At 36.4% G+C, this 385-nt stretch carries 1 protein-coding gene; it reads left to right on the top strand.

Annotated features, from left to right (window positions below; all coding sequences use genetic code 11):
• Nucleotides 1-15: 15 nt before the first annotated feature.
• Nucleotides 16-385: M43 family zinc metalloprotease (locus E1176_RS00130; protein ID WP_246205892.1), on the top strand; the 370-nt coding region annotated here is incomplete at its 3' end.

Raw genomic sequence — 385 nt, 5'->3', positions numbered from 1 at the left:
GGTCATTATTTTACTTTGTTTCATACCCATGGTAAAACGAATACAGGTACTACTGATGAATTAGTTAATGGAAGTAACTGTACTACAGCAGGAGATGAAATATGTGACACACCGGCTGACCCTAATTTATCAGGTAAAGTTAATGGTAGTTGCCAATATACTGGAAACTTAAAGGATGCGAATGGTGATTTTTACAATCCTTCTGTTCCTAATATCATGTCTTATGCCCCTGGATCATGTAGAAATGTGTTTAGTCAAGGACAATACGATAGAATAAGAAGGGGTTTTGAGCAAGGAAGGAGCTACTTGAACTTCACATCATCTGAATTTACAGCTTTTTTTGATTCTGATGCAAGAGAGATTTGTATAGGTCAAGAAGTAAGCT

Origin of the sequence: Fulvivirga aurantia, assembly GCF_009711475.1 — a bacterium.
GTDB lineage: Bacteria > Bacteroidota > Bacteroidia > Cytophagales > Cyclobacteriaceae > Fulvivirga > Fulvivirga aurantia.
This window is presented reverse-complemented; position numbering and strand designations above follow the sequence as displayed.